The following is a 6,168-nucleotide window of genomic DNA, read 5'->3' as shown; positions in this document are numbered from 1 at the left end:
AAATTATTAATTTTAGATTATTAAATAGTAACCTTTTTCATTAAATTAAAAAAGGTTTACTATGTGTAAACCTTTTGATCATATTTTTAAAAGATAAACTTATTGTACTATAATTTTCTTTGTAGCTTTTCCTTTATCAGTAATAATTTCAAAATAGTAATTTCCTTCTGATAGCTCCTGAACGGAAATTTTAGATGATGTACTGCTTTTTATTAACTGACCAGTAGTACTATAAATATTTACTTTTTGCAAAATCAGATTTTTTTGTAGTGAAATATTTACAAAATCAGTTGTTGGATTAGGAGAAATAGTGAAGTTTTTTAATACAAGGTCATCTGTTTTTAAAATACCTTGTAAATTAAAAATACGCACATGTCCCGCATCTATTAAGGTATTATTATCAGCTCTTATAGCTCCTACCGCTACAACGGATCCATCATTAGAAAGGGAAACCTGATAACCATTGTTATCAGAATCAGCTACGCTGTTAATATCACTACCTGCCTGAATCCAATTGTCGGAAATATTTTTAAATATTTTGGCCTGGCCGTTTGTAGCATTGTATAACCATGCTCCTACGGCAACCATAGAACCATCATTTGAAAGAGAAACACTGACTCCAGTTCCACTCGCAGTTGCACCATCTATATCAGATCCTATCTGATTCCAAGCATTGGCAATATTTCTGTAAATGCGTACATGCCCCGCATAAGTGCCATTTCCATGTGAGTTATTACGCGTAGCACCTATAGCAACCACGCTTCCGTCACCTGAAAGCGAAACGCTTTCTCCACTGAAATCACCGCTTGCTTCTCCATAGATTGCAGGACCTACCTGATTCCAGACATTAGAAATATTTTTATAGATGCGAACTGATCCTGGTCCATCACTGAATGCTCCCACAGCAACAGTCGTTCCATTATCCGAAAGGGATACACTCCAACCACTGAAACCACTATTGACTAAGCCATCAATATCAGGCCCAACCTGTGTCCATACATTACCAATATTTCTATATACACGTACATGGCCCCTGTCACCACCACCTATCGCATTTGCATCATTTCCTGGAGCTCCAATTGCTACAACATTTCCATCACTGGAAAGTGAAACACTGAGGCCATTCCAGTCGCTACCTGCCTCTCCATTGATATTACTTCCAATTTTAGTCCAGACATTGGAAATGTTTTTATAAACACTTACCGAGCCGGTACCATTATATGGTGTACCGACAGCAAGTACGGTCCCGTCATCCGACAGACTAACACTATAACCACTCTGAGCATTAGCTTGGAGCCCATAAATACTACCTATTTGGTTCCATGTTCCGGAACTGTTCTGGAATACCCTGACATTTCCTCTGCCGGAATTATATTTAGGTGCTCCAATGGCCACAATATTCCCATTGCCTGAAAGAGCAACACTGTATCCACTTTGATCTCCGGCTGCTATTCCATTTATGGTGTTACCAATTTGTGTCTGTGCAAATGCAATTGTAGAGCTGAATAGAAGTGTTAGAAAATAGTTTTTTTTCATTGTTAATTAGTTTTAATTATTTAAAGGGCACAAATATATAATATAATTTTCAGAATAAAATAAATTATTCACCCACAGGTCTTTTAGTTACGTAGATGATCATCCAAAAATTAAAATATTTTTGTCTCAAAAAACGATACCTTCATAAAGTCAAAATGGGATAAAAGAAAACTACTGAAAAAGCACAACGAGCTGGAGAAAGTACGGCGACAGCCCAAAAACTATATTTTAGTTTTTATTTTATGTTAAATAAATTATTAGAGAATTGTTCCTATCTTTAAAGTCGAATTTAAAACAATTACTATGAAAAAATTAACGAGAGAAAAATTAAAATCAACTTTCGCAGCGGGAGGTGTAGGTGGTAGTACTGGCGTAGGTATAGNTCGAATTTAAAACAATTACTATGAAAAAATTAACGAGAGAAAAATTAAAATCAACTTTCGCAGCGGGAGGTGTAGGTGGTAGTACTGGCGTAGGTATAGAGCCAACAAATCCAACAGATCCAACAGGGCCAGCTTGTGGAGGGTCGCATTGTCCCAATAACGATTACATTTGCTGCTATCATCAAACAGGAAGCTATTGTACGAGCAGATCTTGCGACGTTAGAGTCAACTAATAATGATCCCTCATTTAGAGGGATTTTTTTATTGAGGATCACATATCCGACTAAAACGCTGACAATGGAGGCAACGAAGATGCCGAATTTTGCCTGTATCTGGTAGTAAATGCCAGAGAGGTATTGAATAAAGACATAGTAAACCCTATAAAGGCCAGGAAGCCAAGTTCGAAAAGGTTACGGAATTCGCTCACCGGACAGCAGCTGGCTTCTATGACAGGATTGAGGGTAGAAACAGTAATAAGAGCGTTAAAAAAATCGAAAAGCAAAATAAACTTGAAATCAGAAACACGAAAGTTTACATTTAACGTCAAACTGTTTCTGAAGGTAAGGTGTTACAAAGCGATCATTAGAAGTGTGCTTACTTGCCTTTCAGTCGATGCTGAGCACTCCATTTCTTAGGTTTCATTCCAAAATGCTGCTCAAACAACCTTCCGAAATGACTCAAATTAGTAAAACCTAAGTGATATCCAGTTTCAGAAACCGAGAGATGTTTCTCCTTCATCAATCTGGCTGCTTCCTGCATTCTTAGGTATTGGCAGTATTCGTAAATACCCTTCCCGAAAATTTGCGTGAAAAGTTTTCTGAGTTTAAGCACATTCATACCGCTTATTGTTACAAGTTCTTCCTGGGTCAAAGGATTGTCAAGAGAAAATGAAATCGCATCCCTTACACGGTAAAGAGCTGCTATTTCATCACCACGAAGGCTTTGATATTTGACATGTTGTCGTTTGGAAAGGTTTTTAAAAAGCAGGTATAACAGCTCCAGTGCTCTTAATTTGTAATAAGCTTCGGAAAGTATATCGGATACGGGAATTCCGGCAATCTCAGTAATAAGATCAGCCATCTCCGGCGACATAAATTCTTCGATCAAAAATGTTTTTTCATCATTGAAAAGATAGCGGAATGCCTCTTGATCATTGCCAATGAAATTTTTGAGAAAATCGAATTCGATCAGTATCGTAATCTGGGTAATGGTAAGCCCTTTTGGAAATACTACTTCGCTTTCCAGGTGGAATGGCGTTATACGGATATGAGGTCTTGCCTGGAGGGATTTTTCGGAATATTGATCTATATGATTATTTGAAGAATGATTAAATATGTTCTGAAAAGAAAAAAGCAAGCCTCTTCTAACCCCATCAACAGATTTTCTTCTGTATATAAATGTTTCTTCTGCAATCACAGACCGGACCATCAGCAGCATTTCAGGAAGCATATCAACGATATGAATCTCGTTGAGCCGCAAGAGATCCAGATTGTCACTAAATTCAGATGCCAGCATCCCCAATTTTTCTACCAGATCTAGCATTTGCTTCTTATTATCCGTTAAATTCATTTTATGGACTATTTTTATTATAAAATAAGACTATTTTATCCCTAAATGTAAAGCTAATTTTGTAATAAGAACTTAAAAGATTTTAAAAATGGGAAAAAATATTTTAATATCAGGCGGGGGAATTGCAGGACTGACCGCCGCAAAATTTCTGTCGGCACAAGGACATCAAGTTACAGTAATTGACAGAGCTTCTTCCTTTGGTAAGGCAGGTTTCCTGATATCGCTGAAGAGCTTTGGTGTCCGTATCATGGAGGAACTCGGTTTGAAGGCAGAATTGCAAGCATCATCTTCTCCATCCGAGTTTGTAAGCTTTTTAGAAAAAGATGGGCAGGTTATTCAACACATCAGCTATGAAAAAATGAACGAGAATATTGAACGTTCAGTACTGATTTCCCGTGGCGGGCTTCATAATGTGTTATATGATTGTTTAGAAGATCAGATAAATGTATTTTTCGACACAACGATTTCCAAAATAACTTCAGTAGGTGAGAGAACAGAGGTGGTATTATCTGACGGACGCGAAATGGAACCTGATATCATTATTATTTCTGAGGGTTTACGTTCTTCAACACGGGAACGTTACTTCACGAATGCTCGAATAGTAGATTTCAATACACTTTATATGGGTGGAAGACTGCAAATTGAACATTCCTGTAATGTGGGTGATTTTAAAATTTATATCGATGTGAATAAGATGCTCTCTATTTATCCGATTGCTAATAATGAAATTGCTATCCAATGTTATATCCACCATACAGGTGATCTCGCAACGATGAAGGAAAGACCGGCGGAACTGTTACACCGCTCTTTCGGTCATTATGGCATCGAAATAACGGATCTGCTCAATCGTTTTGCTGAAGAAGGCATGATGTTCATTGATAAGATGGGAATGGTAGACACACCTGACTTAGTCAATGGAAATGTGGTTTTGCTTGGTGATGCAGGGTATTGTCCCACCGCCATGTCGGGAATGGGAGCATCGCTTTCAATCTATGGAGCTAAGGCATTGTCTCATTTTATCAACGAAACACCCGATGATTTAAGATCCGCCTGCAACAATTATAATGGATGGATGCAACCTATCATCCACAAATTCCAAAGTAATGCGAGAAATAATGCCGCTTCTTTTATCCCTGCCGATGAACAGCAGCTTCATGAGTTTATCAATACATTCAGGGCGGCTTCTGACATCGAACTTAAAAAAATTATGACTGATCCGATCATACTCACCGAAGATCAGTTGAATTTTATAATCAGTTAAGTTATGAACTTTAAAAAAATATTTTCCATCATTATTGGATTTGGCGCCATTGGTCTTTTAAGTTCAGTATTTGCCAAAATACAGGGCATTTTCTTTCCCGCTTCTTTGCAGCTGTTTAATCAGGTCACATGGGCTTCTTATGATATCATTCAGCTTATCATCAAATTAGTATGCGTTTACCTTAGTTGTATTGCAGGAGGTATTGTAATATCATTATTTGGCGGGGAAAAAAGAGAGCAGTATATAATGGCAATCAGCATCATCTTGATCGTAACATGGTTGTGGGTAAGCACGATTCATCCCTTATGGTTCTGGGCATTATTGCTTACAGGGATTATCCCTTTTGTTCTGATTGGAAGTAAAATTAAACAAATTTTAGCCATAAAAATGAGGAATACAGAACAATAATATTACGTACAAAGATAAAAGACTTGTTTAAATTTTTTAGAAAAAAGAGTTCCATAAAATCAACAAAATTAAGTAGCAGAAAAAAAGAATTGAATGAAAATGGCGCTGCAGATAAGCCAAAAGCTTATATAGTTAATGAATAAACGTAAAAGGTAATCTCAAAAAATAATGATAACAAATTTACCAACCTATCAATATTTTTTGTAAAAGCCTAAAGAAAAATTATACGCAAACGGTAATGTATATTACAACAGCTTTATAATAGAAATAACAGCAATTTATATAAGCCCTCAACACTTTTATGTGTTGAGGGCTTTTCTATTTAAACCGAATGGATAGTGCGTGTAGTTATTTTACTACATCAACTTCCATGTTCCACTACAAAGAAGATTTTATCACCGCCGTAGATTTGTATTGTTCAAAAAGAGGATAATTAAACAAGAATAAAAATAAAATAATACGATCATGACAAAATTAATCGCAATCGCAGCTTTAACTATCGGAGCAACTATATTAGGAACGAACAATGTTCAGGCTCAAAATACAACTGCAACAACAACCGTAAACATTACCCTGAACGATGTAATCTCCATCGACGCCGGAAGTACGGCAATTGGCAATACAGTTGACTTCAACTATGCGACTGCAGCGGATTATAACTCTGATCAAACGGTTACTAAAGCCAACTCTTTAAAGGTTACTTCAACGAAGAACTTTAATGTTAAAGTAAAAGCAGGCGGTGCTAATTTCATGAATGGAACCAACCTAATCCCTGTAAATGTTCTGACGATCAAAGCTGCTGCAGCTGCCGGAACCATGGGAGGAACAAAAAGTGCTGTCGTTTTATCTGCAACGGATCAGAATTTAGTTACCAATGCACCACTAGGAAGTGCCTTAACACTGAATCTGGATTACACCATTCCTGCGGCGAAATCATCTTCTTCTGATATCTTAGGTAAACCGGCCGGAACTTATACGCAAACAGTAACTTATACTGCAACAGCTTTATAA

6 protein-coding genes are annotated in these 6,168 nt (G+C 37.0%); 3 read left to right on the top strand and 3 right to left on the bottom strand.

Annotated elements, in window-relative coordinates; translation table 11 throughout:
- Positions 1 to 99 precede the first annotated feature (99 nt).
- The 3 genes from ASE55_RS08105 to ASE55_RS08100 all read right to left on the bottom strand — a co-directional run bounded on the left by ASE55_RS08105 (position 100) and on the right by ASE55_RS08100 (position 3,488).
- The gene (locus ASE55_RS08105; protein WP_056217670.1) at positions 100 to 1,536 is read right to left on the bottom strand and encodes a T9SS type A sorting domain-containing protein; all 1,437 of its coding nucleotides are present in this window, start codon (positions 1,534 to 1,536) and stop codon (positions 100 to 102) included.
- 666 nt (positions 1,537 to 2,202) lie between these two features.
- Complete coding sequence (locus tag ASE55_RS20640; protein ID WP_238585020.1) at positions 2,203 to 2,346, bottom strand: Na+/H+ antiporter NhaA; 144 nt, start codon at positions 2,344 to 2,346, stop codon at positions 2,203 to 2,205.
- A 167-nt stretch (positions 2,347 to 2,513) separates the two neighbouring features.
- Positions 2,514 to 3,488, bottom strand: a complete 975-nt coding sequence (locus ASE55_RS08100; RefSeq protein WP_056217667.1) for a helix-turn-helix domain-containing protein — start codon at positions 3,486 to 3,488, stop codon at positions 2,514 to 2,516.
- Between the two features lie 88 nt (positions 3,489 to 3,576).
- Between ASE55_RS08100 and ASE55_RS08095 the strand changes: the two genes are divergently transcribed.
- From ASE55_RS08095 to ASE55_RS08085, 3 genes are all read left to right on the top strand, one after another.
- The gene (locus ASE55_RS08095; protein WP_056217664.1) at positions 3,577 to 4,749 is read left to right on the top strand and encodes an FAD-dependent monooxygenase; all 1,173 of its coding nucleotides are present in this window, start codon (positions 3,577 to 3,579) and stop codon (positions 4,747 to 4,749) included.
- Positions 4,750 to 4,752: 3 nt separating this feature from the next.
- Positions 4,753 to 5,157, top strand: a complete 405-nt coding sequence (locus ASE55_RS08090; protein ID WP_056217661.1) for a hypothetical protein — start codon at positions 4,753 to 4,755, stop codon at positions 5,155 to 5,157.
- A 465-nt stretch (positions 5,158 to 5,622) separates the two neighbouring features.
- Positions 5,623 to 6,168 (top strand): hypothetical protein, encoded by a 546-nt coding sequence (locus tag ASE55_RS08085; RefSeq protein ID WP_056217659.1) that lies wholly within the window; start codon positions 5,623 to 5,625, stop codon positions 6,166 to 6,168.

Origin of the sequence: Chryseobacterium sp. Leaf201, assembly GCF_001421435.1 — a bacterium.
Taxonomy (GTDB): Bacteria; Bacteroidota; Bacteroidia; order Flavobacteriales; family Weeksellaceae; genus Chryseobacterium.
The sequence above is the reverse complement of the archived record's forward strand: the minus strand, read 5'-3'. Positions and strand labels throughout refer to the sequence as shown.

What these genes read in the sequence shown, in the direction of transcription:
- ASE55_RS08095 (WP_056217664.1), top strand. Translation starts at nt 3,577, where the DNA reads ATGGGAAAAAATATTTTAATATCAGGCGGGGGAATTGCAGGACTGACC.
- ASE55_RS08100 (WP_056217667.1), bottom strand. Translation starts at nt 3,488, where the DNA reads ATGAATTTAACGGATAATAAGAAGCAAATGCTAGATCTGGTAGAAAAA.
- ASE55_RS08085 (WP_056217659.1), top strand. Translation starts at nt 5,623, where the DNA reads ATGACAAAATTAATCGCAATCGCAGCTTTAACTATCGGAGCAACTATA.
- ASE55_RS08090 (WP_056217661.1), top strand. Translation starts at nt 4,753, where the DNA reads ATGAACTTTAAAAAAATATTTTCCATCATTATTGGATTTGGCGCCATT.
- ASE55_RS08105 (WP_056217670.1), bottom strand. Translation starts at nt 1,536, where the DNA reads ATGAAAAAAAACTATTTTCTAACACTTCTATTCAGCTCTACAATTGCA.